This is a genomic window from Hymenobacter siberiensis (assembly GCF_018967845.1).
Taxonomy (GTDB): Bacteria; Bacteroidota; Bacteroidia; order Cytophagales; family Hymenobacteraceae; genus Hymenobacter; species Hymenobacter siberiensis.
Map to the genome: position 1 here is coordinate 535706 of NZ_JAHLZZ010000001.1, position 24696 is coordinate 560401.

Sequence of the window (24696 nt, forward strand, 5' to 3'; positions counted from 1 at the left end):
GAGGTACTCTGCTTTAGGACATGTATAGAGCGCTGGGGGCGGTGTCTACAAAATCCGTGAAATCCGCTAAAATCCGCTAAAATCAGTGATTATTACTTGAAGGAAATAACAACCTTGGCCTCCTGAATGTCCCCGAAAGGAAAAAAGGCGGCGGGCAGGGTCGTTTTCTTGGTTTTCTGTTTGATAACTTCTTCGATTTCCACGCCCTCGGCGGTGGCGGCGGTGAGGGTGCCGGTTTTCTCGGTACCGTCGGCCAGCTTGAGGGCCAGCGAGCGGCCGATATGGCGCGGGTACTGGCGCGGGTCGGTGAGGGGCTGGTCGGCACCGGGGCTGGTGACTTCCAGGGAATAGGCGGATTCTTCGCCGTAGTGCTCGTCGATGCGACGGGCCAGACGGCGGCTAATGGTAGCGCAGGCCTGAATGGCGAGGCCGTTGGGGCCGTCGAGGGTGACGGTGACCTTGGGCAGCACCGAATCGGACAAGGTGAGGCTCACGATGAACAGCTCTTCTTCGCCGATGGCGTCGTGGAGCATTTCCAGCAGCAGGTTGCGGTCGAAGTGCATAGGGTTTTGAAACAAGCGGGCAAAAAAAGAGGGGACTGCGCGTCCCCTCTTTATCAGATTGAATACCAACTTCGGGGCAAAGGTACGACAATTGGCCGCCGAAAGCAAGATGGAGCCGTGCGGCGGCCCCTCCCCTGCTCCCGCGGGGCGAACGGCCAAAGTGCCGGGCGTAAGGAAATGATTGCGGCAACGCCAGCGGCAATCGCTGGCGTTGGTAAACCTCGGCGGCTGATGTGGGGTTTGCGAGTCGCCGGCCAACCTTCACGGCCTCGTTCACCCTCATTTTCAAATCTCTTTTTCATGAAAGCTTTCCCGATTCTTCGCACCGCTGCTTTCGGCCTGACGCTGGTGCTGGCCGGTGCCGGTGCCCACGCCCAAACAATGCCCGCCACCATGTCGGCTCCCGCTAAGGACGCAGCCAAGCCCAGCCCGGCGGCCACCACAACCGGCAAGATTGGCGCGGCCGATGTGACCGTGAAATACAGCAGCCCGGGCGTGAAAGGCCGCAAGATTTTCGGCGGGCTGGAGCCGTATGGCAAAGTATGGCGCGCCGGGGCCAACGAGGCCACCACGGTGGAATTCAGCAAAGCCGTGACGGTGGGAGGCAAAGCCCTGCCCGCCGGCAAGTATGGCTTCTTCGTGATTCCGACCGCAGGAGCGTGGACGGTCATCTTTAATAAGGTATCCAACCAGTGGGGCGCTTTCAAGTACGATGAGAAGCAGGATGCGCTGCGCGTGATGGTGACGCCCCGCAAAACGGCCCTCACCGAGCGGCTGGCCTATGAGGTGACGCCCAAGGCCCTGGTGCTGCGCTGGGAGAACGTAGAATTGCCCGTGGCCATCAAATAGCCGCTATTTACTGAATGGAAAGTAAGCGGGCGGCCCATGGTGGGCCGCCCGCTTACTTTTATGCTTTCGCTCGACTTTAGCAACCCATGGAATACAAGCTCACTCAATACAGCCACGGTGCGGGCTGCGGCTGCAAAATCGCGCCGGCCGTGCTCGACCAGATGCTGCACACCAGCATTGCCCAGCCCCAGCACCCCAACCTGCTGGTGGGCAACGCCAGCCGCGACGACGCGGCCGTGTACGACATTGGCGGCGGCCAGGCGGTGATTTCGACTACCGACTTTTTTATGCCCATCGTGGATGATGCCTATGATTTCGGGCGCATTGCGTCGGCCAACGCTATTTCGGATGTGTATGCGATGGGCGGCCGGCCGCTGCTGGCCATTGCCGTGCTGGGCTGGCCCGTGGATAAGCTGCCGCCCGAGGTAGCGCGCCGCGTGCTGGAAGGGGCGCGTAGCATCTGCGCCGAGGCGGGCATTCCGCTGGCGGGCGGGCACAGCATCGACTCACCGGAGCCTATTTTTGGTTTGGCCGTGACGGGCATGGTTGATGTTAAAGACCTGAAGCAGAATGATACGGCTACGGCTGGCTCAGAATTGTTTCTGACCAAGCCGTTGGGCGTGGGCATCATGACGACGGCTCAGAAAAAAGGTATTCTGCGGGATGAGGACGCCGATATCGCGCCGGCTCAGATGATGCAGCTGAACAAGATTGGCGCGGACCTGAGCAAGCTAACCGCCGTGACGGCCCTGACGGATGTGACGGGCTTTGGCCTGCTTGGCCACCTGGCCGAGGTGTGCGAAGGCAGCCACCTGACGGCTGAAATCGACTTCAATAAAGTACCGCGCATCGCGGCAGCCGAAGACTACCTGAAGCAGGGCAGCGTGCCCGGCGGCACAGGCCGCAACTGGGCCAGCTACGGCCACAAAATAGGTGCGGTGACGGACGAGCAGCGGGCGTGGCTTTGTGACCCGCAGACTTCGGGCGGGCTGCTGGTGTGCGTGGACCCAGCCGGGCGTGCGGCCGTGGAAGAAGTATTTGCCCGGTTTGGGCTGGCGCTGGAAAGCTTTGGCCACCTGCGCGCGCACACCGACGGCGAGGCCTGGGTGCAGGTGCAGGCGTAGCGCCGGGCAGTTTTTTCGGCATGAAATCGACTTTCTTCCGCCCGTTGCTCGAAGCGGCCATCGTGCTGTTTGTGGTGCTGGGGGCGGCACGCTGGGTGACGGGCCTGTTCGCAAAGCGTACCCAGGTGTACCAGACCACGGCGGCGCGGCAAATGCGGCTGCTATTCTGGCCGCTGCTGGCGCTGGGCGCGGGCTTGAGCGTGCTGCCGGCCGTGGCCATGAGCAGCACGCCGGTGAGCGGGTTCGAGTGGGCCCTGACGCTGGGCTTTATGGCCTTCACGCTGGGGCTGAGCGGACCGGCGCTGCTGCTGCATCTGCGCTACTGGGTGCTGAACCACGACACGGTGCTGGTTTTTCAGCCCGTTGATAATCGGTTTGAAGTGTATGCGGCGGGCCAGCGGCTGCCATTCGAGCGGCGCGACCTGGCCTGCGTGGAGCACATGACGTGCAGCGCCCGCCGCACCTTCTGGGCAAAATATGACTACCTGACGCTGCACCTGCACGATGGCCGCAGCATTACCCTCACCTCGCTGCTCACGGAGCTGGAGCCGCTGGCGGTATTCCTACGCAGCCTGCCAACGGACCGGCGCATTAAAGCCTGGTGCTGGGTGTAGCGGAGCTGGCTATATGAGCCCATCATGCTTCGGCTCCGCTCAGCATGATGGGCTTTCAGGCCCTACTTCCTGCGGTACAGGCCGGGCGTTTCCGTGGGCTCGTAGGCGCTGAAGATGCCGGGGAGCAGCTGTTTCAGGCGGGGCACTATGCGGCTCTGGTCGAGCAGGTAGGTGGGGGGATTGGGGGCCATTTTCTGAGCTACGCGCACCACGGCGGCATACTCATTGAGGTGGCCGAAATCGACCTGCGACAGTGCCCAGTCGAGGTAGGGCGTGGCGGGGTGGTTATTGAAATAGGCCCGGTCGTCGGGGCCGAGAATGAGCAGGGTTTGGCCGCGCAGGGCGGCGTAGCGCGGGTCGGGCTCGAGACCGAAGCGGCTTTCGGCAGGCATGTGCAGCAGGCTTTCGAGGGGCGGTACCTGGGCGCGGTAGCGCAGCACCAACACGGAGTTGATGAGCAGCAGCAGCAGCAACTCCAGCAGCCAGCTCTGGCGGTAGCGCTGCCACAGAAACAGGCTGAAATAGGCCAGCGGCGGCAGCAGCAGCACCAGCGCACCGGGGGCCGCGCCGCGCTCTACGGCGGCAGCCACCCCGGCCACCACCAGCCAGACCAACATCATCTGGCGGAATTTTATCTGGAATACCAGCCCCAGCGACGTGCCCAGCGACCGCAGCAGCGCCAGTCCCAGCACCAGCATGGGCACGATGAGCAGGCGCAATTGCAGGCCGGCGGGCAGGCCACTGGCAATGAGGTCGGTGAGGCCCGGCTGCAGGTGGAACTGCGCAAACCCCGGCAGCGCCCCGGTATAGAAGAAGAACGTGGCTACCAATGCATACGGAAAGAAAAACCCGCACAGCAGCAGCAGCGAGCTCCGAAAAGAATTGGCCGCGAAAATCACTACCGCAAACAATCCCACTATCACAAACAGGCTCAAGGGCAGGTAGCACAGCGCCCCCAGCCCAATCAGGAAGCCGGCCCGAAAGAGGCGGCGGTTGTCGTAGCCTTCACGGGAGGTAGGCAGCAGCGCGCTCAGCGCAAATACAATGAAGGTATTGCCCAGCAGCAGTGGCGAGAGGGCGTCCAAATCAGTGCTCACGCTGCCCACCAGCAGGTAGGTGAGGGCGGCCACGTAGCCGCGCTCGGGGTGCACATCGTAGCGGTTGAACACCAGGTTCAGGCGCAGGCCCTGCATGAACAGCAGCCCCAAGGCCATCATGCGGTAGAGCCACACGGGCCGCGCCAGCACGGCATCGAGGGCGGCAAACGTGGCGGCGGCCAGCGGCGCGGTGCCGTCGTAGAGGTCGCGGTAGGGCATGGCGCCGCCGTGCAGCCGCTCGCCCACCAGCAGGGCCCGGAGCTCGGCCGCCGTCAGGGGCAGGCCGGCCCAGAGCAGCGGCAGGCGCAGGGCCAGCACCAGCAGCACCAAGGCCAGCAGCTGCGTAGGCAACGAGCTTTTGAAAAAGCGAAGCACTCGTTAGGGTATGAGGGTAAGAAGGTGTGGGGGTAGGAGGGTATAAGGATGCGAGGGTGGCGCAAAGGTATTGTGCGACCCCAACGCTGACAGCTATTCTTTTTATGCCTTCCGGCCCCCATCCCCCCTACCCTCCTACCCTCACACCCTCACACCCTAAAAACACCTCGTACCTTTGCCAGTCATTATGGATAGCAAAAGACAACAAAAAATGGCCAGCCTACTCCAGCAGGAGCTGGCAGCCGTATTGCAGCGCGACCTGCCGCACCTGTTCGGGGGCGGAATGGCCCCCAGCATCAGCATGGTGAAGGTGACGCCCGACCTGGGCCAGGCCCGCGTGTACCTGAGCCTGCTGCTGGGCAACGATGCCAACGAGCGCATCGAAATAGTGCGTGACAACGCCAAGGAAATCCGCCATGCCCTGGCCAAGCGCATTCGCAAAACGGCTCGCGTGGTGCCCGAGCTCATCTTTTTCCACGACGATAGCGCCGCCTACGCCGCCCACATGGACGAGGTACTGGGCACGCTCGACATTCCAGCCGCGCCGAAGGACGACGCTACGAACGATGAGGAAAAGCCCACCCGCCCGCGTTTATTCAAAGGCGAGTAGTGAAATGGTGAGTTGGTGAGGTTGAAGTGCCTGCACTCGGTCAGCACATCAACCTCGCCAACTCACTACTCACTATTTCACTATTTCACTAGTTCACCACTTTGTACTACGACCCGATTAAGAAGACGCTCGGCCAGGTATTCAACCGCACGCCGTGGCTGCGCCGGCTGTTCTACCACCTGCTCGATTTACTGCTGCTGCGTACCTGGCACGTGCACCGCGAGCTGCGCCGCTGGGCCAAGGGCCGCACCCAGGAGCCGCTGAACATCCTCGATGCCGGCTCCGGTTACGGGCAGTACACGTACTGGCTGAGCGGGCTGAGCGCGAAATGGAACATCCTGGCCGTGGACGTGAAGGACGACCAGGTAGCCGATTCTAACCGTTTTTTCCAGCAGATTGGCCGCAAGAACGTGCAGTTTGCCGTGCAGGATTTGGTGCTCTATCAGGAGCCCAACTCTTTTGACCTGGCCCTGTCCGTCGATGTGATGGAGCATATTCTGGAAGATGTGGAGGTGTTCCGCAATATTCACGCTTCGCTGAAGGACGGCGGCATGCTACTGATTTCGACCCCCAGCGACCAGGGCGGCTCCGACGTGCACGACGACGGCGAAACCAGCTTCATCGAAGAGCACGTGCGCGACGGCTACAACATTCGCGAGATTCAGCAGAAGCTGCGCACCGCCGGTTTCGAGCGCATCGAGGCCCGCTATGCTTACGGTGAGCCGGGCCAGATTTCGTGGCGCCTCAGCATGAAATACCCCATTCTGATGCTGGGCAAGTCGCGCCTGTTTTTCATCGTGCTGCCGTTCTACTACCTCATCACGTTCCCGTTCTGCCTGCTGCTGAACTGGCTCGATGCCCGCACGGTGCACGACTCCGGCACCGGCCTCATCGTGAAAGCCTGGAAGTAAGCCGTAACACAAGCGGGCAAACCACCTGAATTTGTGCTCGTTACCGTTTAACCCGCATTTTGCCTTAGCTTTCCGAACGCTAACCCCGTAAAGCGCCCCGATAAAACCCACGCAGGAGCCGTCTGCCCCATCCGGATAATCCGTGACCTACCCGACGAGTCCGTGATTTATGAACGTCCCCATCCTCATTGCCCGGCGCTACTTTCGGTCCAAGAATAAGCGCAACATCATCACCATCATCTCCAACATTTCGATGATTGGGGTGGCGGTGGGCACCATGGCGCTGATTATCGTGCTCTCGGTGTTCAATGGGCTGGAGGATTTGGTGCGCACGCTCTACGGCAAGTCCGACCCCAACCTCGTCATCTCCGCCACCAAGGGCAAAGCCTTCGACGTGGACCGCACCTTCCTGATGAAGCTGGAAAACACCCCCGGCGTGGCCCTGCTCACGGAGGTAATCGAAGACAATGCCCTGCTGCAATACCACGACCGCCAGATGGTGGTGAAAATGCGCGGCCTGAGTGATAACTACTTCGGTCAGAGCCAGATTGATGCCAACATCCGCGAGGGCGACCACCGCCTGCGCCGCGACAGCCTGGAGCTGGCCCTGGTGGGGGCCGGCGTGCAGCACGAGCTCAGCATTACCCTGAATAACCGCCTGGCGCCCATGCGCCTGCTGTACCCGCGCAACACGCCCGGCAAAAAAACCCTCGACTTCAACCCCGAAAACGCCTTCAACGAGCAAAACCTGACGGCCGGTGGCGTTTTCCTCATCGAGCAGCACATCGACGACAGCTACATTTTTGTGCCCCTCACTTTTGCCCAGCGCCTGCTGGGCTACGGCACCCGCCGCACGGCCCTCTACGTGAAGGTGGGCCAGAGCTTCGAAATCGAAAAGGTGAAAAAGCAGGTGCGCAAGCTGCTGGGGCCCGATTTCAAAGTGCAGGATTCCGACGAGCAGCACGTCAGCCTGTTCAAGGCCATTAAAGTGGAGAAGCTGTTTGTGTTCATCACCTTCACGCTCATCCTGCTCATCGCCTCGCTCAATATCTTTTTCTCGCTCTCGATGCTGGTAATCGACAAGAAAAAGGATATCTCGGTGCTGCTGGCCATGGGTGCGAGCCAGAAAACGGTTCGGCGCACCTTCCTGTACGTGGGGGCCATTGTGGCGCTGGTGGGCGCGGCCACCGGGCTCATTCTGGGCGTCACGCTGTGCTGGCTGCAACAGCAGTTTGGCTTCGTGAGCATGGGCATGGCCACGAGCGTGGTAGACGCTTACCCGGTAAAAATGCAGGCCTCGGACCTGATTTTTACGTGCGTGTCCATTATCGTCATCACCTTGGCCGTGAGCATACGCCCGGCCCTGAATGCAAGCAAGTTGGACTTGCGAGATAATTTATAGCGTTTATCGACTTTTGGTCATCTCCGGTGATTTTCTGGCGTAAGAACATGGCATTCGCTCCTGGCAGAAAAGCGCTACTATACCAATTTTACGCTTTCTGCCCTACCTTGCGCCTTCCGCGTGCCCAGCTATGAAAGTATCTACCGCAGAACCGTTTCAAATCGTCTACTCGCTCTTCGAACATGAGTTCCTGGGCCACCTGTTTGCGGCCTACGTGGTCCAGCTAGGCCCCCGCGGCCAGCTAACCCTTCAGCACCAAACCGTTTCGGGGAAAAATGCCCACGAGTTTGCCGCCGGTCTCGATGCCACTGACTTTGAGCTGGTCGAACTCTGCGACCACATTCAGCAGGAAGCCGTGGTGAAGGAATTCTGGCCCCGCAAAATTGCCACGGCCGAGTTTTTCCTCAAGACTTACAACGCCGAAAAGGGCGACAAACCACTTCAGGAGCTCATTTCCAAGCACGTGCAAACGCGCATGGCCGGTATTCTGGCGCGCCTGGCGGGCAAGCAGGTCTTCATTATGGGCCGCGATGGCGAGCCAACGTGGAAGGAAATTGCCCTCGCCCCGGCCAAGGCATCCATCCTGTTTCACTTTCGCCGCAACGAGGAAGGCACCCACTACTTCCCCACCATCCAGTACCAGGGCCAGAAGCTTGATTTTCAGCACAAAGACGCGGTACTAGTCTGCCTGCAGCCGGCCTGGCTGCTGCTCAACGACCTGCTCTACTCCTTCCGCACCGAGGTGGACGGCCGCAAGCTCCTGCCGTTTTTGAAGAAAAAATTCATCGTGGTGCCCCGGCAGGTGGAGGAAAGCTATTTCCAGAAATTCGTGGCCCCGCTCATGGAGTCGTTTGAGGTGCACGCCCGGGGCTTCGACATTCGGTCGGAGCGCTACGTAGCGCGGCCCCGGCTCACGTTCAGCGATGCGCAGCCGGCTTTGCCCGCGCCCGAAGCACCAGTGCGCCCACCTGGCCCGCCGCGCCGGGGCCGCATCCCGCTGCCCAAACCCGTTGCGCCCCTGCTCACCGGAGCCGAAACCGAACAGATTCATTTCGAGCTGAGCTTCCGCTACGGCCCACACCTCATGCCGCTGGGTGCCAGCAAGCCCGTGAGCGTGCACCTCGAAAAGACGGCCGACAGCTACGTGTTCCACCGCCTGCTGCGCAGCCCCGAGCAAGAACAGGCCACCGTAGATGAGCTGCAGACGCGCCGGCTCACCGTGGCCAATGGCCACGGCTCACTGCCCAAGGCCGAGGCCTTTAAATGGCTGCACGACAACTCCCCCGCCCTTGCCGAGCTGGGCTACACGGTGGAAGCCGCCGCTACGGCCACCAAGAATTACTTCATCGGCCCGACCAGCGTGCAGGTGGGCATTCAGGAAGCCGGCGACTGGTTTGACGTGCGCGGCACGGTGCGCTTTGGTGACATCGAAGTGCCGTTTATCCGGCTGCGGGGGCACATTCTGCAACGCCGGCGCGAGTTCAAGCTGCCCAATGGCCAGATTGCCATCATCCCCGACGAGTGGTTTACGGACTACCTGGAGCTGTTTGCCTTCGGCGAAGAAACCGAGGACGGCCTTAATCTGCGCCGCCACCACCTAGCCCTGGTGGCCGACCTGCAAAGCAATGAACTGGCCACCGTGCGCATGGGCCGCAAGCTGGAAAAGCTCCGCGACTTTGCCGAAGTGGAGGACCACCCGCTGCCTGTAGGCTTCCTCGGCGAGCTGCGCCCCTACCAGAAAGCCGGCTACAACTGGCTGCGCTTCGTGCAGGACTACCATTTCGGCGGCTGCCTGGCCGACGATATGGGGCTTGGCAAAACCATCCAAACGCTGGCCATGCTCCAGCACCGCCGCGAAAGTGGCGAGGCTCAAGGAGCTGCGTCGCTACTGGTACTACCTACCTCCCTGGTTTTCAACTGGCTGAACGAAGCCCAGAAGTTCACCCCCGAGCTACGCGTGCTGGCCTACACCGGCACCTACCGCGACAAAAACCCTGACCGCTTCGCCGATTATGATGTGGTGCTGACCAGCTACGGCATCGTGCGACTGGATACGGAGCTGCTGGCCGGCTACAAGTTCGACTACGTAATTCTGGACGAGTCGCAGGCCATCAAAAACCCGTCGAGTACCACCTCGCAGGCCGTGCGGCAGTTGCACTCCAAGCACCGGCTCATTCTCACGGGTACGCCCGTGGAAAACAGCACGATGGATTTGTGGTCGCAGATGTCCTTCATCAACCCGGGCTTGCTGGGCACGCAGGCATTTTTCCGCAAGGAATTCCTCAAGCCCATCGAGAAAGACCAGGACGAAGGCCGCACGCGCCGCCTGCACGCGCTCATTAAGCCGTTTATCCTACGGCGGCACAAAGCCCAGGTGGCTAAAGAATTGCCTGCCAAAACGGAGCAGCTCAGCTACTGTCAGATGACGGAAGAGCAGGCCCACGCCTACGAGGAAACCAAGAGCTTCTACCGCAACAAAATCCTGCGCAACCTCGATGAGCACGGTCCGGCCAGCACCCAGTTTCTGCTATTGCAGGGCTTAACCCGGCTGCGGCAAATTGCCAATCACCCGCGCTTGGCCGACGAAAACTACGTCCACGAGTCGGGCAAGCTGCGCGAAGTGCTGCGCATGCTTCGCAACGTAGTGGCCGAAGGGCACAAGGTATTGGTATTCAGCCAATTCGTACAGCATTTATCCCTAGTACGTGCCGCGCTCGATGAACGGCAGATGCCCTACGCTTACCTCGACGGCGCGACCCGCGACCGGCCCGCCGAAGTAGCCCGTTTTCAGGAAACGGAAGAGTTGAAAATCTTCCTCATCAGCCTAAAAGCCGGCGGCGTGGGTCTCAACCTTACCGCCGCCGACTACGTCTTCATTCTAGACCCGTGGTGGAACCCGGCCGTGGAAGCCCAAGCCGTGGACCGCGCCCACCGCATTGGCCAGCAGCGCCCGGTGTTCACCTACAAGTTCATCACGCAGGGCACGGTTGAGGAAAAAATCCTGGCCCTGCAACGCCGCAAGCTGGCCCTGGTGAGCGAGCTCATCGCTACCGACGAGACCGTGATTAAGCACCTCACGCGGGAGGATATTGAGGAACTGCTGGGGTAAGTGAGCAGATTTTATTTAATCATTCCCGTTTTCAATTTACTTTTAAGCATATTTTTGCCCGGCTTTTTCCGTAAAAAAAGCCATTCGCTTTTCCATTTTCTTCTCTCAGGGTTTCTTCTCTTAGGCCAGCGCTGAATATATGGCTCCTGTTTCTGCACTGCATCCGCGTTGGAAAACCACTAGGCGGAAATGGTGCGGCTTGGTTTGCCTGCTGCTGGCTACCACGGCGGGCCATGCCCAAACCACCCAGCCGGAGCCCCAAACCAAGCCCGTAGCACCAGCTTCGGCCCCAAACCAGCTGTCGCCCCAGAAAATGGAGGAGGCACTGCGCCTCCTGCTCCGAGCCGACTCAGTGGCTTCGCAGCGCCAGCGGGCGCACCTGGGGTCCGGTGTGGAGTTTTCAGACCGTTGCCTTTCCTACTAACCGCTACCTGTTTGCCCGAACCGTAGTGGGCAACACCGACATTTACTCGGCAGATGGTACTGCTATGCCGGTGCAGCTCACCTTTGGGAGCACCGTGGAAACGGCCCCGCAGCTCAGCCCCACCCGCGACCTGATTGCGTACACGTCCAATGCTACGGGCCTATACCAGCTGTACACGATGAATCGCGACGGCTCGAACCCACGCCAGATTACCACGCTGGATGTGGATGTATACAACAATCGGGGCGTGGGCTACCGCTGGTCGCCGGATGGCGCATATTTCATCTACGCGCACAACGACAAGCTCTACCGCATCAACCGCGACGGCACCGGGCGGGTAGAACTGGCTACCGCGCCCGCCAGCCGCAACTTCCGTGAGTGCGACTGGACAGCCGAGGATGGCGGCCACCTGGTGGTGCAAACCGTGGGCGCGGATATCTTCGACTCCGAGCTCTACATCTACAATACCGATGGCACCACCCCCCCGGCTGCTGGTGGGCAACCTGCCGGGCCGGGTCGATTCGCCCAGCTTCAGCATCGACGGACTGACGATTGTGTACACGCGGGACGTAGCAGGCTTCAACTCTGCCGCTGGCCGGCAGCAGGACGCGCGCATTTTCAGCCGCCGCACCGATGGAACCGGAACGCCTGTGGACCTATCATCGGGCACCAATAACAGCGGCAAAACCTTGGGCACCAATGACCTGACCCCGCGCTTCGCTCCCGATGGATTTCACTTGATTTTCGTGAATCGGACTACCGACGAAGTTGCACCGCCCGAAGTATGGACAGCTGACCTCGACGGCAGGAACCGCACCCGCCTGTTCACCAACGCCTTTTTGCCCGATTACAAATAGCGTCGGGCCAACAATTACCGCCGGCCGAAGTTAGCAAACCATGCACGTTACGCTCCGCACCGCCGTTTCGCAGTCCCCGGCCGTGGTGATGGCCGGTTTCACCCGCGAATTATTTGTGGCCCTGGCCCCGCCCTTTCCCCGGCTGCGGCTGCTCCGCTTCGATGGCTGCCACACCGGCGACCGGGTTGAAATCGAGCTTGATACGCTAGTGAAGCGACTATCCTGGACCTCGCTGATTGTGGACGATGGTGTGCAGCCCGACGGCACCCATTTTTTTGTAGATGAGGGCCAGATACTACCGCCACCGCTGCGATTCTGGCGGCACCGGCATCTTATTCAGCCTGGTTCCAAGGGCGGCAGCGTGATTGTGGATGCACTGGAGTACCGCACGGCCTCGCGCCTGCTCGATGCGCTGATTTATCCGGCCATGTGGGCGCAGTTTGCCTGGCGGCGGCCTATTTACCGGCGCTGGTTCCGGTAGGTGGGGCGGCCCGGCGCGGGGCCGTACCTTTGCGGACCTATGCTAAATCCCGCCACCATCGTCCTCAAAAACGGAAAAGACCACAGCCTACGCCGCCGTCACCCCTGGGTGTTCTCGGGGGCCATTGCCCGCGAGCAGGGCGAAACCCTGGAGGGCGACCCCGTGCGCGTGGAAGCCATTGATGGCGAGCTGCTGGGGGTGGGCCATTTCTCGGGCGGCGGCTCCATTGCCGTGCGCATGCTGGACTTTGGCCAGAACGCCCAATTGCCCACGCCCGCATTCTGGGAGGCCAAGCTAGGCAATGCCTACGCCCTGCGCCAGCGCCTGGCCCTGACGGGCACGGCCGATACCAACGTATTTCGCCTCATCCACGCCGAGGGCGACGGCCTGCCGGGCCTCATCATTGATGTGTATGGCGACGTGGCCGTGGTGCAGGCCCACAGCGTGGGCATGTATCGTGCCCGCCCCGAAATTGCGGCGGCCCTGCAAGTGGTATTCGGCCACAAGCTGCGCGCCATTTACGACAAGAGCGCCGAAACCGTGCCCGGCAACGCCGTGCCCGATGCCCAAAACGGCTACCTCTTTGGTGAGAGCACCGGCACCGAGCATTTGGTGATGGAAAACGGCCACCAGTTTGCCGTGGATTGGGAAACGGGCCAGAAAACCGGCTTCTTCATCGACCAGCGCGACAACCGCGCCCTACTGGCCCGCTACTCGCCCGGTCGCAAGGTGCTCAACACGTTCTGCTACACCGGCGGCTTCTCTGTTTATGCGCTGGAAGCCGGGGCCGAGCTGGTGCACTCCGTCGATTCGAGCAAAAAAGCCATTGCCCTCACCGAGCGCAACGCGGAGCTTTCGAACCACGCCGACCGCCACGCCGCCTATGCCGATGACGTGCTGGGCTTCCTCAAAAACCACTCGGCCGAGTACGACCTGCTGGTGCTCGACCCACCCGCCTACGCCAAACATATGGGCGCGCGCCACGCCGCCCTCATGGGCTATAAGCGCCTGAACGCGGCTGGCATTGCGCACCTCGCGCCGGGCGGGCTGCTGTTCACGTTCAGTTGCTCACAAGTGGTGAGCCCCGAACTGTTTGAGGGCGCGGTGCTGGCGGCGGCAATTGAGGCCGGGCGGCCGGCGCGTATTCTGCACCGCCTCACCCAACCGGCCGACCATCCGGTGAGCTTGTTTCACCCCGAGGGGGCTTATTTGAAGGGGCTGGTGCTGGCGGTAGAATAGCCTGTCTGAAAAATAAAATGGCGTTTCGGCCCGGACAGAGAACGTCCGGGCCGGAGCGCCACTTTATTTTTGGCAGCTTCGACAAAACTTCTCCCCCCGCTACGGCGGTTAGCAGTTCAGTGTTTAAAAAGACAACCAAAATAACGCCTTCACAGCAGTCCGTGGCCATCATCGGCGCGGGCATTGCCGGCATTGCCACGGCGGCGCGGCTGGCGGCGGCCGGCCACCCGGTCACGGTGTTTGAGGCCGGGCCCACATTCGGGGGTAAGATGCAGCAGTTTGCGCTGCCCGGCGGGTACCGGTTCGATGCCGGGCCGTCGCTCTTCACCTTGCCGCAGCTGGTGGATGACATTTTCCGGCTGGCTGGTCGCCGGCCCGAAGACTACTTCCGCTACGAGCGCCTCGACCCCATCACCCAGTACTTTTTTGCCGATGGCACCCGCCTCACCGCCTGGGCCGATGCCGGGGAGTTTGCGACCGAAGTGGAGGCCAAGCTTGGCACACCGGCAGCCGAGGTCACGCAGTTTCTGAGCCGCGCTGGGAAGGCGTATGACGCCACGGCGGGCACGTTTCTGCACAAGTCGCTGCACAAGGCCGGCACCTATTTCAGCCCCGAAACCCTGAAAGCCGTGGCCGCCCTGCCGCAGCTCGGCCTGCTGGGCACCATGCACCAGCGCCACGAAACGGCCTTTGGCCAAGATGCACGGCTGGTGCAGCTTTTCGACCGCTACGCCACCTACAACGGCTCCGACCCCTACCAGGCGCCCGCCACGCTGAGCATGATTCCGCACCTGGAGCACGGAATCGGCGCTTTTTATCCCGAGGGCGGCATCTACGCCATTGCCGAAAGCCTGCAACGACTGGCCACGGAGTTCGGCGTAAAATTCCGCTACAACGAAGCCGTGGAGGAAATCATCATCGCCGACAAGCAGGTGACGGGCCTGCGCACGGCGCTGGACGTGTACGACTTCGGCCGGGTGGTGAGCAACATGGACGTGGTGCCCACCTACCGCCGCCTGCTGCCGCACCAGCCCGCGCCGGAGCGCACGCTGGCGCAGCCCCGCTCCTCCTCGGCCCTGATTTTTTACTGGGGCATTGCCCGCGCGTTTCCGGAGCTGGATGTGCACAACATCTTCTTCTCGGCCGATTACCAGGCCGAGTTCAAGGCCATTTTCGAGGAGAAAACCGTGGCCGACGACGTGACGGTGTACGTCAACATCACCTCCAAAAAAACGCCCGCTGATGCCCCACCCAGCCACGAAAACTGGTTTGTGATGGTGAACGTGCCCCACGACCAGGGCCAAGACTGGGACGCCCTCACCCAAAAAACCCGCGCCACCGTGCTCCGCAAGCTGAGCCAGGCCCTTGGCACGGATATCGAGCCGCTAATTGCGGCCGAAAAAACCTGGACGCCGCCCGGCATCGCGGCCGATACCTCGTCGTTTGGCGGTGCGCTCTACGGCAGCTCCAGCAATAATCCGCTGGCGGCGTTTTTGCGGCACCCGAATTTTTCGGGGCGGCTCGACGGGCTGTACTTTTGTGGTGGTTCGGTGCATCCGGGCGGCGGCATTCCGCTGTGCCTGCTGTCGGCCAAAATCGTTTCGTCGTTAATTAATGAGGGATAGGGAACAAGGAACGGCGACCGAATGCTACCGCCGCTGCTCGCCGTCCTGCTTTCCATTGCCGACCTATCCCCTGTTCCCTATTCCGTTTTTCTTCCATGGTTGATTACACCGAGCCGCTCCCGGCCGCGACTAACCGCCGGCTGCGTGTGGCCCAGGGCCTGGTGTTGCTGTTTCATTTCACTGGTTTCGTAGGACTGGCTTTTTCCAACAACCCCGATTTCTACCTGCGCTTTACGCCGCTCACGCTCGGGCTCACGGCGCTGCTGCTGCTCTGGTTTCAGCCGGGACGCAACGCCAGCTTCTGGGGCTTTTGCCTCACGGTGGCGCTGCTGGGCTTTGGGGCCGAGTTTGTGGGCGTGAACACGGGCCGGTTTTTTGGGCACTACACGTATGGCGACACCCTGGGCTTCAAGCTCTTTGATTCCCAACCCTTTAAAGGCGTGCCGCCGATGATTGCCCTCAACTGGGTGGTGACCACGTACTTGTGCGGTATGCTGGTGCGCTACCTGCCGCTGGGCGAGCTGCCGCGCATTCTGCTGGCGGCGGCCCTCATGGTGGGCCTTGATGCCTGCATGGAGCCGGTGGCCGGGCGTTTCGATTTCTGGCATTGGTCGGCCAACGTCATTCCGTTTCAGAATTTCCGCGACTGGTTCATCTTTGCCTGTATCTTGCAGATGCTGTTTAACCGCACCACATTCCCCAAACGCAACCCGCTGGTGCCGCTGGTCTACATTACGCAGCTGCTATTTTTCTTCCTGCTCGGAGCTCTCTAGGCAGCGTGGCAATGCCCGGCGCGGAGCCAGCTCGGCCCCTCATTCTTCTTTTTGAGAACAGACCTGTCTCTTTTTGCAGATGCGTGATTTTACCTTGTCCACACCTTCATTGGAAGCCGCCATTTCGGTTTTCTACCGCTACGGCCTGCGCGATGCGTCCGACGCGGCCCTGGCCAAGGCCCTGAACACCACCGAGCCCGACCTGGCGGCCCAGTTCCCCAGCCGCGAGCTACTGGTACACCAAGTCATGCTGGCCGATATGGAGTGCCAGAAGCGCGAGCACGTTGCCCTGTATGTACAGTACTCGTCGGCCGTGGAGCGCCTTTATGGTTTGTTGCAGTTGGGACTGCGCGACTTGGCAGCCGTTCCGGGCCAGTACTACGGCGACCTGCAAACCGGCTTTCCCCTCACCTGGGATGCCGTGATGGAGCAACTGAATTCCTACTCGCCCCCCAGCTTTAACAGCTGCTCAACGACGAAATTGGTAGCCATCTGTTTCGTTAATACATTAATATTCAACTGTTTACCCAGATATTGCTTGAGCAGCTCAACGTGATGCTGAACCCCCAGGTGTTCCCGCCCGACCGCTACAACATGCGCGAGGTTTTTCGCAGCATCTTCCTGTATTACATTCGGGGCATCTGCACCGATGACGGCGCGCGGATTGCGGCCGAGCATTTTGCTCGGCTGTAGGCAGCCCTGGCGTCGCGACCAGGGTTAACTCTCTGTACCGATGCGTTTATCAATACTAAGCGGCTGGCTGGTGCCGGCCGCTGCGGGCCTGCTGTTGGCGGGCTGCCAGGGCAAAACCTCAACTTCGGAAACGGCCACGACCACGGCCGAGACCGAAGCTGCCCCCACCGACACGGCCAGCGTGGCGGCCCCGAACGACGGCATCACGCCGGCGCTCATCGCGCAGCACATCAAGGTGCTGGCTTCGGATGAGTACCAGGGCCGGCGGCCGTTCACGGCGGGCGAGGAGAAAGCCACGGCTTATCTGGCTTCGGAATTCAAGAAGCTGGGCTTGCAGCCGGGGACCAATGGCTCGTATTTCCAGGCGGTGCCGCTGGTGGAAATCGCGGGCAAGCCCGACTCGATTGCCACGGTGACGGGAAACGGCAAAACCCTGAGCCTGAAATACCGCGACGACTTTATGTTCCTCACCGAGCAGGAAAAGCCGGTTGTCACCATTAAGAATTCGCCGCTGGTGTTTGCCGGCTACGGCGTGACGGCCCCCGAATACCAGTGGGACGACTACGCCGGCCTCGATGTGAAGGGCAAGACGGTGGTGGTGCTCATCAACGACCCCGGCAATGCGGGCGACGACTCCACGATGTTCAAGGGCAAGGCCATGACGTACTACGGCCGCTGGGGCTACAAGTACGAAGAGGCCGCCCGCCACGGCGCTACCGGCCTGCTCATCATTCACGACACCAAGCCGGCCTCCTACCCCTGGACGGTGGTGCAAAGCAGCAACGGCGGTGCCAAGCTGCACCCCCAGACGCCCGACCACGGGGCCAGCAAAGTGGCCCTGGAAGGCTGGATGACGCTGGACGCGGCCAAGCGCCTCTTCACGGCCGCCGGCCAGAGCTACGACGAAGCTTACGCCGCCGCCAATAAGCGCGGCTTTAAAGGCAAGGCCCTGGGGCTGAACCTCAGCACGACCATCCGCAACAAAGTCACCCGCAAAACTTCGAAAAACGTGGTAGCGGTGCTGCCTGGCACCACCCGCCCGCAAGAATACATCATTTACTCGGCGCACTGGGACCACCTGGGCATGGGCAAAGCCATTGCCGGCGACTCAATTTACAACGGCGCGCTCGACAACGCCAGCGGCTGCGCCGGCCTGCTGGCCATTGCCACAGCCTTTAAGCAGGCGCAGGAAAAGCCGCAGCGCAGCATCGTATTCCTGGCCGTAACCGGCGAGGAGCAGGGCCTGCTGGGTTCTGACTACTACGCCCAGCACCCGCTATTTCCGGTAAAAAACACGGTGGCCGACATCAACATGGACGAGCTGCTGGCCTTCGGGCCGATGCGCGATGTGACCGTGGTAGGCTACGGGCAGTCGGAGCTGGACGACTACGCCCGCGCCGCCGCCAAGGAGCAGAACCGTTACGTCATCCCCTTTCAGCACCCCGAAACCGGCAGCTTCTACCGCTCCGACCATTTCAGCTTTGCCAAAGTGGGCATTCCGGCCCTCTATGCCAGCGGGCAGTTTGAGAGCCGCCTGCACGGCAAAGCCTTCGCCGAAAAGCAGCGCAAGGACTTCGAGGAGAAAGCCTACCACCAGCCCGCCGACCAGTACGACCCCACCTGGGACCTGCGCGGCGCGGCCGAGGATGCCCGCCTGATGTTCCGCGTGGGCCAGAAACTGGCCGGCGAAACGACGTTTCCGAAGTGGAAGGACGGCTCGGAATTCAAGGCCACGCGGGAGAAGAGTGGGCCGGGAAAATAGGACACTTTCTGTACCTTCCTTAGCCCCGGCGGGGCGACACTCGTCAGCCAAGTGTCACCCCGCCGGGGCTTTTGTTTAATCCGTTTATTACACCAGCAGCCAGCCCAGCAGGCCGGCCCGCACCGTCCAGGCCAGCGTGCGCAGCCAGTTGGTGCGGGTGAGGCCGTCGATGGCTACGTAGTCGAATCCCTGTTCGAGGCGATTGTGGAAGGGCACTGAGATAAAGAACGTGGCCGACCAAATCAGCACTACCAGCCCCAGATTCCACCAGCCGGCCCCGCCGGGCAGGGCGGTGCGGCCGGCCCAGGCCAGCCAGCCGGCCAGGCCCAGTTCCAGCACCATGGGGGCCAGCACCACGTAGCTCATGCGGCGGGTGTGGGCCGCGTGGAAGGCCGGCCACGCCGCCTTGGGCACCAGCCCGAAGCTGGGGTAGTGCACCACCTGCACCGTCCAGATGAGGCCGGTGAGGCAGGCCGCGACGGCAAAATTGAGCAACAGCAGCAGGTGAAGCGTCATAAATTAAAATTTATTTTTGGTCGGGATATGGCAGTTTTCGAGGGCTTGCGTGCTGCGCAGACGCTCCCGTAAATAACGCGGTAAACACCGCGAACGGTGCGTGGTTTTCGTGCCCAATGGTCCGCTGGTATTTCCGGCCCTGCTTACCCCGGTGCAGGCCGGCATGAAGGTGTAGCGTGAGGAGCCGTTCGGCCCGGTGGTGCCGGTGGCCCGCTTCGCCCACACCCAGGAGGCCATTCAGTACCTCATCAATTCCGACCACGGCCAGTAGGTGAGCATCTTCGGCCCAGAATCGCAGGAAGTGGCCGACCTCATCGACCAGCTCGTGAACCAGGTCAGCCGCGTGAACATCAACGCCCAGTACCAGCGCGGCCCCGACACCTTCCTCTTCACCGGCCGCAAAGACTCGACCGAAGGCACCCTCTCGGTGAACGACGCCCTGCGCTCTTTCAGCATCCGCACGGTGGTGGCCACCAAGCAGACGGAGGCGAACAAGCACCTGCTCAATGGGCTTGTAGACGGCCAGGAAAGCAGCTTTCTGAGCACACGGTTTATTCTGTAAATCTGGCCACGCCGCTAATAAAAAAAACGCCGGCCCGTAATCACGGGCCGGCGTTTTTTTTACTGAACTCACTGCGTGCTACTGCCGGGTCAACGTAATGTCATTTGGCACGCTGAAGCTCGGAGGCGCGGTATTGTTGTAGGAGTTGTTCAGAAAGTCACAAAAGGCACTCAAACGGTCATGCTGCGCTGCGCTCTGCATGACCGTTCGGGGACTTTCTAAACAGCTTCAAATTTTGAGGACTGAATCCAGCCTACCAGGGTGCTTTTTTATTTTGGACCTGACGCTTTTTTAAAACCTAAAATGCCCTGTGAGACAATGGAGGCCCATGACTCCATTTATATGCGTTCAACCTGGTCACCGTTGGAGACACTTGTGGGGGGCAATTTTACCGAATGGGCATCCGCGTATTTCTGGGCGCTATCCCTAGTAATACCGTCATTGGCAAACCTATACTCCGTAGACGCGAGCCTTCTCACTAACAAACCAGACGTTTGGCAACTAGGCGCGCTCAGCGCGACCAGCAGGCAGGCGAATAGGGCATAATATTTCATAAATCAAATATGAAATATTATTTTATCAATATTCAATATTAGAATTGTTTTAAATCAAAAATATTTGGGATTATTACCCTGCAGAATCTACCCGCGCAAGCATCTTTTATAGATTGACAATTGTCGTTGCCTACATCTTTGCCAAATTCTCCTATTCGTATTATCATCAAGCCCTGCCGTTTCCCTGCATGAAAAAATCTCTGCTTCTCCTGCCCCTGCTGGCTGCGGCCGTCACCGGCTGCCCCTCCAACTCCCTGAAAACGGCCAGCACTGCCGATAAACCCGACATCCTACACGCGGCTCTGGACACGACCGTGGCTCCCGGCGACGACTTTTTCTCCTACGCCAACGGCACCTGGATTAAGAACAACCCCATCCCGGCGTCGGAGAGCAATATGGGCATCGGCAAAAAAGTGCAGGACGAGGTATATGCCCGCCTGCGCCAGACTAGCATTGAGGCGGCCGGGGCCCAAAATGCCACGCCCGGCAGCAACGCGCAGAAAATTGGCGATTTCTGGGCCGTGGGCATGGATTCGGTAAAGGCCGATAAACTCGGGGCCACGCCCCTGGAACCGGAGCTGGACCGTATCGCGGCCATGAAAACGGTAGCCGAAGTACCGGGCGTTATCGGCCACGAAATACCGCTGGGCGTGAATGCGCTCATTGGCCCGCGCGTGGGCCAGGACGATAAGAACAGCGACAAAATGGCCCTCTACCTGCGTCAGGCGGGCCTGGGCCTGCCCAACCGCGACTACTACTTCAACACCGACTCGCGCACCAAAAACATCCGCGCCGAGTACGTGAAGCACGTTGCCAACACCTTCCGGCTGCTGGGCCAGGATGACGCCACGGCCCAGGCCAACGCTGCCCGGGTAATGGCCCTGGAAACCACGCTGGCCAAGTCCTCGCGCAAGCTCGAAGCCCTGCGCGACCCGTATGCCAACTACCACAAAATGAGCATCGCGCAGCTCGACAAGCTCACGCCCGGCATCGACTGGAAAACCTGGCTCGGCCAGATGGGCGGAACCAGCGTGGACACCGTCATCGTGGGCCAGCCCGAATTTTACCAAACGGTAGGGCAGTTGCTGAAAACCAAGCCGCTCGACGACTGGAAAGCCTACCTCGCCTGGCACGTAGCCCACGAGTATGCGCCCACGCTCAGCGGCCCGTTTGTGGATGAGAACTTCCATTTCTACGGCACGGTGCTGCGCGGGGCCACGGCCATCCGCCCGCGCTGGAAGCGGGTGCTGGATATGCAGGAGAATGCCCTGGGCGATGCGCTGGGCCAGCTTTTCGTGAAAGAATACTTCAAGCCCGAAGCCAAAGCCCGCTACGACACCCTGGTGAAAAACGTGGTATCCGCCTTCGCCGACCACATCCAGAAAGTGGACTGGATGAGCGCGCCCACCAAAGTAGTGGCCCTGGATAAGCTCCACAAAATCACCCCCAAAGTGGGCTACCCCGATAAGTGGAAAGACTACTCGGCCCTGACCATTGACCGCAGCTCATTGGCCGCCAATGTAATGCACGCCAACCTGTGGCAGCACAACTACGAGCTGAACAAGCTGGGCAAACCCGTGGACCGCACCGAATGGGGCATGACGCCGCAGACCTACAACGCCTACTACAACGGCTCTAACAACGAGATTGTGTTGCCGGCCGCCGCCTTCGCCATCCCCGGCCTGCTCGATGCCGATGCCGACGACGCGCTGGTGTACGGCTACGCTGGCGCCAGCACCATCGGCCACGAGCTTACCCATGGTTTCGACGATGAGGGCAGCCAGTACGACGCCCACGGCAACCTACACGAGTGGTGGAGCAAAGAAGACCGCAAGCGCTTCAACGAGCGTGTGAATGGCATCGTGAAGCAATTCAACGACTATACGCTGCTCGATTCGCTGCACATCAACGGCAAGGCCACGGCCGGCGAAAACATCGCCGACCTCGGTGGAATCGTCATTGGCCTCGATGCCTTCAAAAAGACCAAACAGTACAAAGAGGGCAAAAAAATCAACGGCCTCACGCCTACGCAGCGCTACTTCCTGGGCTACGCCCTGGGCTGGCAGATGCATGTGCGCGACGAGAGCCTGGCGTCGCAGCTGCTCACCGACGTGCACTCGCCCGCCCAATACCGCGTGAACGGCCCGATGGCCGACGTGCCGGCCTTCTACGAAGCGTTCGGCATTAAGCCCGGCCAGAAACTCTACCGGCCCGATTCGACGCGCGTGATAATTTGGTAAGCTGGGTAGAATAGGTCGGTAAAAAGAACGTCATGCTGAGCGCGGTCGAAGCATCTCGCGTGCAATAGTAAACCCATTCGATTGAGTTACTACCACACGCGAGATGCTTCGGCTACGCTCAGCATAACGTTTTTTTTAGCCCTTTCGGTATCGCGCCTACTTCGCCGCCGGCAGGCTCACCGTCACGTTGGTACCCGCGCCGGGGCGGCTCTGAATCACCAGTGTGCCGCCGTGCCGGTGCACGAAGGCACGGCACAGTGCCAGGCCCAAACCCAGGCCGGTGGATTGGGGCATGAGGGACGGCTCGGGCAGCGCCGAGCCGCTCATGAGCGATGAAACGGTGGCGGCGCTCATGCCCGGCCCGGTGTCGGTGCAGCTGAGCAGGACCATGCGGGGGTCGTCGGGGTCGGGGGCGGCTTCGAGGTAGACGTGGCCGCCGGCGGGCATGAATTTCAGGGCGTTGCCCACCAGATTACGCAGAATGGTGCGGGTCATGTTGCGGTCGGCCAGCAGGCGCAGGCTGGGGGAAGCAGCCATGGTGATATGCTGCCAGCTGGCGGCCGCCGTGGTCTGGTACAGGGCCTGGCACTCGGCAAACAGGTCCGTTACCAGCAGGGGCGTGGGGCGGCACTCCAGCTCGCCGGTCTGGCTCACGGCCCAGTTCAACACGTTGTCGAGCAGGTGGTTGAGGCTTTCGGAGGCCTGGCGCACCAGGGCGGGCAGGCGGGCCAGGCCGGCCTGGTCATTCTGGGCAATGTAGGAATCAATGAGGCTGGTGACGCCGGCAAAGGCCGTGACCGGGCCACGCAGGTCGTGGGCCACAATGGCGTAGAGCTTGTCTTTGAACACGGCCACGGTGCGCAGCTCCTCCGAGGCCTTTTCCAGGGCGCGGTTGTTGGCGGCCAGGGCGGTGCGGCTGCGGCGCAGGTTGCGGTGCAGGTACACGGCCACCAGCAAGCCCAAAGCCAGAACAGCCACGGCCGCGCCCAGCAGGCGGTTGTGCCAGCCCTGCTCGGCCTGCTCGGCCGTGAGCTGGCGCAGCCGCCGGGCCCGCTCCTGGGTTTCGTAGCTGACCTGAGCGGCCGCCAGGGTTTGCATGGTCTGGCGGTTGTTCAGGGTATCGTTCAGGTCCACGTAGCGCTTGTTCCACTCATAGGCTTCGCGGTAGTGGTCGTACTCTGCCGCTTCGGCCGCCAGAATACTGTAGGCATCAAGCACCCGCTCCAGGTAGCCGCTTTGGCGCGCGATGCTCAGGGCTTCGCGCACGGCGGCGTCGACGCGGTCAGGCTGGTCGGTCTGGATGTAGTACATCGCAAACAAAATCAGCTGCTCGGCCTGGTTGCGCATCGCGTGCTGGCGGCGGCTGATGGCCAGCGCCTGCGTGAGCAGCCGTTTCACCCGGGGCAGGCGGCCCAGCTGCATCTGGTAGGTAGCCAGGCTGGAGAGGTAGGTCGACTCGGCGGTGGAGTCGCTTTGGCGGCGTGCCAGGGCCAGGGCCAGCGAATCGTAGTGCAGGGCCTGCGACACCTGCCGCCGGTAGAAGAACAGGCTGCCCACGTTGCCCAGCAACTCCATGCGGGAATGCGCCGTGACGCCCGGCCGCGTATGCAGCTGCAGCGCCCGCTGGTACTGGCGCCAGGCCGTAGTAGAGTCGCCGCGCTCGTGGTAGATGCTGCCCTGCGCCGTGTAGGTGCGCACCAGCGCGTCGGTATCGTGTTGGGCGCGGGCCAGCTCCTGCGCTTCGCTCAGCAGGTTCAGGGCTTCCGGGCCGTTGGAGAGATTGGCGTAGCAGCTGGCCAGGCTCAGCAGGCTGCGCAGCAGGCCGGGGGCTTGCTCATCGGCGGGCAGGGTGCGGGCCAGCGCCACGGCGGCCTCGCCGTAGGGCAGGGCGCGGGCGGGCTGCTCGTCGTGCAGCCGGTAGCACAGGGCCGTGAGCAGGCGCAGCCGAGTGGTATCGGGCAGGCGGGTGGCCAGCCGCTGGCGGAGCACCTCGGGATTGACCGGCACGGATGCCCCGGCGGGCACCTGCGGCACCAGCAACCCCAAGGCTATCAGCCATCTCAGCAAAAAACCGGGCCGCGTCATAAATGGCTGCATAGTGCTAGCCAAAGATAAGCAACACCCGGTTAACCTTCACGCTTTAATGCTATTTTTAAAACGTCGCAAATTCTCATTCTGGAACTGAAACCCGTCAAAAAATAGTATAAATGCAGAATAACTCCTGATTTTACCCGATTAAGGCAGATGCTGCCCATTACCAAAATCAGATTCAGGTTATGGCGATACAATTTCTATACGGCACCTAATTGCCCTGAG

General features: G+C 61.2%; 23 protein-coding genes. 19 read left to right on the plus strand and 4 right to left on the minus strand.

Annotated elements, in window-relative coordinates; translation table 11 throughout:
- Nucleotides 1–92: 92 nt before the first annotated feature.
- The gene (locus tag KQ661_RS02285) at nucleotides 93–578 is read right to left on the minus strand and encodes an LSm family protein (protein WP_226915689.1); all 486 of its coding nucleotides are present in this window, start codon (nucleotides 576–578) and stop codon (nucleotides 93–95) included.
- A 285-nt stretch (nucleotides 579–863) separates the two neighbouring features.
- Between KQ661_RS02285 and KQ661_RS02290 the strand changes: the two genes are divergently transcribed.
- From KQ661_RS02290 to KQ661_RS02300, 3 genes are all read left to right on the plus strand, one after another.
- Nucleotides 864–1412 carry a DUF2911 domain-containing protein gene (locus KQ661_RS02290; protein WP_226929797.1) on the plus strand — a complete coding sequence of 183 codons (549 nt, stop codon included), beginning with the start codon at nucleotides 864–866 and terminating at the stop codon, nucleotides 1410–1412.
- Between the two features lie 86 nt (nucleotides 1413–1498).
- On the plus strand, nucleotides 1499–2536 hold the full coding sequence (gene selD / locus KQ661_RS02295) for a selenide, water dikinase SelD (RefSeq protein ID WP_216679157.1): 1038 nt from the start codon (nucleotides 1499–1501) through the stop codon (nucleotides 2534–2536).
- 20 nt (nucleotides 2537–2556) lie between these two features.
- Nucleotides 2557–3150: a hypothetical protein gene (locus tag KQ661_RS02300; protein WP_216685549.1), complete on the plus strand. Its 594-nt coding sequence runs from the start codon at nucleotides 2557–2559 to the stop codon at nucleotides 3148–3150.
- Between the two features lie 62 nt (nucleotides 3151–3212).
- Here KQ661_RS02300 and KQ661_RS02305 read toward each other — a convergent pair whose 3' ends face one another.
- The gene (locus KQ661_RS02305) at nucleotides 3213–4622 is read right to left on the minus strand and encodes a hypothetical protein (RefSeq protein WP_216685550.1); all 1410 of its coding nucleotides are present in this window, start codon (nucleotides 4620–4622) and stop codon (nucleotides 3213–3215) included.
- A gap of 211 nt (nucleotides 4623–4833) precedes the next feature.
- Between KQ661_RS02305 and KQ661_RS02310 the strand changes: the two genes are divergently transcribed.
- From KQ661_RS02310 to KQ661_RS02375, 14 genes are all read left to right on the plus strand, one after another.
- Nucleotides 4834–5232 carry a ribosome-binding factor A gene (locus KQ661_RS02310; RefSeq protein WP_226915690.1) on the plus strand — a complete coding sequence of 133 codons (399 nt, stop codon included), beginning with the start codon at nucleotides 4834–4836 and terminating at the stop codon, nucleotides 5230–5232.
- Nucleotides 5233–5333: 101 nt separating this feature from the next.
- On the plus strand, nucleotides 5334–6143 hold the full coding sequence (locus tag KQ661_RS02315; RefSeq protein ID WP_216679161.1) for a class I SAM-dependent methyltransferase: 810 nt from the start codon (nucleotides 5334–5336) through the stop codon (nucleotides 6141–6143).
- 169 nt (nucleotides 6144–6312) lie between these two features.
- A complete protein-coding gene (locus KQ661_RS02320; protein ID WP_216679162.1) occupies nucleotides 6313–7545 on the plus strand; it encodes an ABC transporter permease in 1233 nt (410 codons plus the stop codon).
- 130 nt (nucleotides 7546–7675) lie between these two features.
- A complete protein-coding gene (locus KQ661_RS02325; protein WP_216679163.1) occupies nucleotides 7676–10654 on the plus strand; it encodes a DEAD/DEAH box helicase in 2979 nt (992 codons plus the stop codon).
- A 199-nt stretch (nucleotides 10655–10853) separates the two neighbouring features.
- Complete coding sequence (locus KQ661_RS02330) at nucleotides 10854–11078, plus strand: hypothetical protein (RefSeq protein ID WP_216685551.1); 225 nt, start codon at nucleotides 10854–10856, stop codon at nucleotides 11076–11078.
- Nucleotides 11044–11754, plus strand: coding sequence for a TolB family protein (locus tag KQ661_RS02335; RefSeq protein WP_216685552.1), 711 nt, complete (start codon nucleotides 11044–11046; stop codon nucleotides 11752–11754). Before KQ661_RS02330 ends, KQ661_RS02335 begins: the two co-directional genes overlap by 35 nt.
- On the plus strand, nucleotides 11729–11935 hold the full coding sequence (locus KQ661_RS02340) for a TolB-like translocation protein (protein ID WP_216685553.1): 207 nt from the start codon (nucleotides 11729–11731) through the stop codon (nucleotides 11933–11935). Before KQ661_RS02335 ends, KQ661_RS02340 begins: the two co-directional genes overlap by 26 nt.
- A gap of 40 nt (nucleotides 11936–11975) precedes the next feature.
- Nucleotides 11976–12416 (plus strand): SRPBCC family protein, encoded by a 441-nt coding sequence (locus tag KQ661_RS02345; RefSeq protein ID WP_216685554.1) that lies wholly within the window; start codon nucleotides 11976–11978, stop codon nucleotides 12414–12416.
- A gap of 39 nt (nucleotides 12417–12455) precedes the next feature.
- Nucleotides 12456–13655, plus strand: coding sequence for a class I SAM-dependent rRNA methyltransferase (locus KQ661_RS02350; RefSeq protein WP_216685555.1), 1200 nt, complete (start codon nucleotides 12456–12458; stop codon nucleotides 13653–13655).
- A 119-nt stretch (nucleotides 13656–13774) separates the two neighbouring features.
- Entirely contained in the window at nucleotides 13775–15280 is a 1506-nt protein-coding gene (crtD, locus tag KQ661_RS02355; RefSeq protein WP_317196059.1) for a 1-hydroxycarotenoid 3,4-desaturase CrtD, read from the plus strand.
- A gap of 95 nt (nucleotides 15281–15375) precedes the next feature.
- On the plus strand, nucleotides 15376–16053 hold the full coding sequence (locus KQ661_RS02360) for a carotenoid biosynthesis protein (protein WP_216679169.1): 678 nt from the start codon (nucleotides 15376–15378) through the stop codon (nucleotides 16051–16053).
- A 94-nt stretch (nucleotides 16054–16147) separates the two neighbouring features.
- The gene (locus tag KQ661_RS02365) at nucleotides 16148–16609 is read left to right on the plus strand and encodes a TetR/AcrR family transcriptional regulator (protein WP_216679170.1); all 462 of its coding nucleotides are present in this window, start codon (nucleotides 16148–16150) and stop codon (nucleotides 16607–16609) included.
- Entirely contained in the window at nucleotides 16588–16746 is a 159-nt protein-coding gene (locus KQ661_RS02370) for a hypothetical protein (RefSeq protein WP_216679171.1), read from the plus strand. Before KQ661_RS02365 ends, KQ661_RS02370 begins: the two co-directional genes overlap by 22 nt.
- 40 nt (nucleotides 16747–16786) lie before the next feature.
- Nucleotides 16787–18508 (plus strand): M28 family metallopeptidase, encoded by a 1722-nt coding sequence (locus KQ661_RS02375; protein ID WP_216679172.1) that lies wholly within the window; start codon nucleotides 16787–16789, stop codon nucleotides 18506–18508.
- Nucleotides 18509–18595: 87 nt separating this feature from the next.
- Here the strand turns inward: KQ661_RS02375 and KQ661_RS02380 are convergent, their stop codons facing one another.
- Entirely contained in the window at nucleotides 18596–19024 is a 429-nt protein-coding gene (locus KQ661_RS02380) for a hypothetical protein (protein WP_216685557.1), read from the minus strand.
- Nucleotides 19025–19295: 271 nt separating this feature from the next.
- On the opposite strand from KQ661_RS02380, the gene KQ661_RS02385 reads away from it, so the two are divergent.
- A complete protein-coding gene (locus KQ661_RS02385; protein ID WP_216685558.1) occupies nucleotides 19296–19586 on the plus strand; it encodes a hypothetical protein in 291 nt (96 codons plus the stop codon).
- A gap of 742 nt (nucleotides 19587–20328) precedes the next feature.
- Nucleotides 20329–22380, plus strand: a complete 2052-nt coding sequence (locus tag KQ661_RS02390) for a M13 family metallopeptidase (RefSeq protein ID WP_216685559.1) — start codon at nucleotides 20329–20331, stop codon at nucleotides 22378–22380.
- 156 nt (nucleotides 22381–22536) lie between these two features.
- Here the strand turns inward: KQ661_RS02390 and KQ661_RS02395 are convergent, their stop codons facing one another.
- On the minus strand, nucleotides 22537–24477 hold the full coding sequence (locus KQ661_RS02395; protein WP_216685560.1) for an ATP-binding protein: 1941 nt from the start codon (nucleotides 24475–24477) through the stop codon (nucleotides 22537–22539).
- Between the last annotated feature and the right edge of the window lie 219 nt (nucleotides 24478–24696).

Excerpts from the sequence above, each read along its gene's own strand:
- KQ661_RS02290 (WP_226929797.1), top strand. The coding sequence starts at position 864 with ATGAAAGCTTTCCCGATTCTTCGCACCGCTGCTTTCGGCCTGACGCTG.
- KQ661_RS02320 (WP_216679162.1), top strand. The coding sequence starts at position 6,313 with ATGAACGTCCCCATCCTCATTGCCCGGCGCTACTTTCGGTCCAAGAAT.
- selD (WP_216679157.1), top strand. The coding sequence starts at position 1,499 with ATGGAATACAAGCTCACTCAATACAGCCACGGTGCGGGCTGCGGCTGC.
- KQ661_RS02350 (WP_216685555.1), top strand. The coding sequence starts at position 12,456 with ATGCTAAATCCCGCCACCATCGTCCTCAAAAACGGAAAAGACCACAGC.
- KQ661_RS02380 (WP_216685557.1), bottom strand. The coding sequence starts at position 19,024 with ATGACGCTTCACCTGCTGCTGTTGCTCAATTTTGCCGTCGCGGCCTGC.
- KQ661_RS02375 (WP_216679172.1), top strand. The coding sequence starts at position 16,787 with ATGCGTTTATCAATACTAAGCGGCTGGCTGGTGCCGGCCGCTGCGGGC.
- KQ661_RS02325 (WP_216679163.1), top strand. The coding sequence starts at position 7,676 with ATGAAAGTATCTACCGCAGAACCGTTTCAAATCGTCTACTCGCTCTTC.
- KQ661_RS02360 (WP_216679169.1), top strand. The coding sequence starts at position 15,376 with ATGGTTGATTACACCGAGCCGCTCCCGGCCGCGACTAACCGCCGGCTG.
- KQ661_RS02345 (WP_216685554.1), top strand. The coding sequence starts at position 11,976 with ATGCACGTTACGCTCCGCACCGCCGTTTCGCAGTCCCCGGCCGTGGTG.
- KQ661_RS02395 (WP_216685560.1), bottom strand. The coding sequence starts at position 24,477 with ATGCAGCCATTTATGACGCGGCCCGGTTTTTTGCTGAGATGGCTGATA.
- KQ661_RS02390 (WP_216685559.1), top strand. The coding sequence starts at position 20,329 with ATGAAAAAATCTCTGCTTCTCCTGCCCCTGCTGGCTGCGGCCGTCACC.
- KQ661_RS02310 (WP_226915690.1), top strand. The coding sequence starts at position 4,834 with ATGGCCAGCCTACTCCAGCAGGAGCTGGCAGCCGTATTGCAGCGCGAC.
- KQ661_RS02300 (WP_216685549.1), top strand. The coding sequence starts at position 2,557 with ATGAAATCGACTTTCTTCCGCCCGTTGCTCGAAGCGGCCATCGTGCTG.